At 58.2% G+C, this 2,638-nt stretch carries 3 protein-coding genes; 1 reads left to right on the forward strand and 2 read right to left on the reverse strand.

The window, feature by feature from the left end:
* Both IEX64_RS24050 and IEX64_RS24055 read right to left on the reverse strand, forming a co-directional pair.
* A partial coding sequence (locus tag IEX64_RS24050) for a DUF3987 domain-containing protein (protein WP_188823977.1) occupies positions 1-1,201 on the reverse strand: 1,201 nt, incomplete at its 3' end.
* Positions 1,201-2,022 (reverse strand): hypothetical protein, encoded by an 822-nt coding sequence (locus IEX64_RS24055; protein ID WP_188823979.1) that lies wholly within the window; start codon positions 2,020-2,022, stop codon positions 1,201-1,203. The genes IEX64_RS24055 and IEX64_RS24050, both read right to left, overlap by 1 nt.
* Positions 2,023-2,157: 135 nt before the next feature.
* Here IEX64_RS24055 and IEX64_RS24060 point away from each other — a divergent pair.
* The coding region (locus IEX64_RS24060) for a transposase (RefSeq protein ID WP_188823981.1) at positions 2,158-2,638 on the forward strand (481 nt) is incomplete at its 3' end.

The following is a 2,638-nucleotide window of genomic DNA, read 5'->3' on the forward strand; positions in this document are numbered from 1 at the left end:
ATTTCTGGATAATCGGCCCCTCGTCGGAATGGCGGACATCTGGCGTGCCAATGTCAAGGCCGCGCAGCTGATCTGCATAGAATTCGACCAACGCCGTACCAGCCTTGGCGAGCGCCAAAGGAACGTAGGTGTCGTTGGCAAACACGGTCAGGGCTCCTGCGAGCCGGCAGGCATGTTCGAACGCACGGTTGAAAAACGGATTCCCGTCGTTCCGCCAGGAGATGCACGTGCTATTGAACCACTCTTGCATGTGCGCCTTGGCATCCTTGCTCCAATACAGGATCGGCGGCTCCAGTTTACTCCTGTCGAACTCAGAAACCGGTAGATCGCGCGACAGAAGCCAGTCGATGCGATCATGGAAACACTCCATGGCTTCTTCGAGCCGAGCTTTTCTGCCCAGATCGACGTCGTCCAAGAAGTTGGCCTGAGGCGGTGACCAGGCAGGAGGGCTGACGATCAGGAAACGGGCATGAATACCGTGCGGCTTGAGCTTTGGATCGGCCAAGAAGGCCTCGGCGACCTCTGGCTGCACCATGATGAGCGCGGAAATTCGCCGCCCCGGCAAACGGACGGTCACCTCACCGGTGCTACGGTCGACAGTACCCCCGTCCCACACGGTCGTTAACATGGACGCGAATTCCGTGGGTGAATTCTCGGCGCGAAGCGAATGGCCGCCAAGCAAGGACCCACCTTCCCCGGTGAAGATGCCAAGGGCTGGCCATCCAGTTTCGAGGGTCCGGAAGATTCCGTTGGTCGTTGCCTTGCTCAGAACGTTATCAGGATTCAGAGGCTTCACAGGCCTTTCCCGCTCCAGCGACCTGAACTGATCCGCACACCCGTCCTTTTCAGCTTTCCTACAATCGCGGTCCCAGACTTTTTTGAGCGCGATGTAATCGATGATGTCCTCATCGTAGACGAGCCGCTGCCGATCCTGCCAGCGAATGATCCCATTCATAAAGGATTGAAATACAGATGATTTGGCATCCCCAGATCGCGCCAAGACCATGAAGAATTCGGATAAGGGGTAACTCCCTCCAGTCGTATGCAGACTGTCGATATTACGCAGACCCTGCGCCGCATGGCAGATGACCGCCAGTGCGGCAGTGCCAACTGCCTCCACTGGATACTTCGCGGTACTGACCTGCGCACTGATGGCTCGCTGCACGGTGTCAGGCAGCAGTTCGAGCGGAAAATCGCACATCAGTCGAACCTCCCGTACTTGCTCAGCGCCCCGTAGATGACGCGGTGCAGGTAGCGCTCATCAAGATAGTCCTCGACCCGATTACGCCCCGGCGGAGCGCTCCAAATCGCCTCCCGGAGCCGCTGTCCGAGCCACGAAATATCCGGATTGCGCGTTACCGCGACGTAATGCGCGACAGCGCGAAGAATGGGCCTGTGGTAGCTCGGGCCGATATCTGCGAGCAGGTCTTCAAAACCTGCGCCCGGAAATCGCTCCTCTCGTTCGACTGCAGTGAACATCGGTCGAGGCGTAACCTCCCTCATCCACGGGGACAGCGCTACGGAATCGACAGCGCCAGGGACGAGACCAGACCTGTCAGCCGCGAGAGGATCGTCGGTACCAATGAAAATGGGGGCTGCGGTGTAGTGGAGTTGATTGGCGGTGAATGGCGCAGGATCGATGTCGTAATCCTTCCAGTCACCATACTCGATGCGCTCGTAGAGGGTCCGACACGGCCACGGTTCACTGAGAAAGAACCATAGATGGCAGGAAAGCGTACTCCAATCATCGAGACCTGCGGAACTCGACCACTGATAGCGAAACGTCGCGTGATGGAACTCAGACGGCAGAATGGAAATGAGGTGAGCCAGGCGCTCCCCCGTCGTGGTGTAGCCGTACGATGCGACCGGCAGCTTATCGATATCAAACATCAGCCACGTCAATCCGCCAGGCACCGCTTCAAAATTGCCTTCGGGGTTAACAACGGTATGCAGCGTACGACGCACACCAATCGGATCGCGACCCTCGACGAGACGTCCACGCACCACGGCGTGATATGGCATGCTTTCCAGGACAGAGAGCCATGTCGAAAGCGCGTAGATGTTGTCTACCTGTGCATAGCTGGAGACCCGCAAAAACCGGTAGCGTTTTGGCGGGTATGATGATTCATTGAAGGGGCGCGATCACGGAGGCCATTCATGGATCCCAAGTCCCTGTTCAGTTTGAGCGATCACCTTGAGGCCCTGAGCAAGGAGGGAGATCCGCTCGAGGTTTTGCAGGATACGGTGGATTTCGAGTATTTCCGGGCGTGGCTGGTCGAAGGGCTTGGCTATGGCGATGGCAGCAAAGGTGGGCGCCCTCCCTTCGATCCGGTGATGATGTTCAAGGCGCTGATCCTGCAGGCGCAGCATAATCTGTCGGATGCGCGGATGGAGTTCATGATCCGCGACCGGCTGAGTTGGTTGCGGTTTCTGGGGCTCTCGCTTGGGGACCGGACGCCGGACGAGAACACGATCCGGCATTTTCGCAATCGCCTGACCGGGACGGGAACACTCAAGCGGGTGATGAAGGCCTTTGACTGGCAACTCCAGAAGAAGGGTTACATTCCCATGTCGGGGCAGATCGTGGACGCCTCGCTGGTGCCTGCGCCAAGACAGCGCAACACCGAGGGCGAACGCG

Origin of the sequence: Novosphingobium indicum, assembly GCF_014645195.1 — a bacterium.
GTDB lineage: Bacteria > Pseudomonadota > Alphaproteobacteria > Sphingomonadales > Sphingomonadaceae > Novosphingobium > Novosphingobium indicum.

What these genes read in the sequence shown, in the direction of transcription:
- IEX64_RS24055 (WP_188823979.1), bottom strand. Translation starts at nt 2,022, where the DNA reads ATGCCATATCACGCCGTGGTGCGTGGACGTCTCGTCGAGGGTCGCGAT.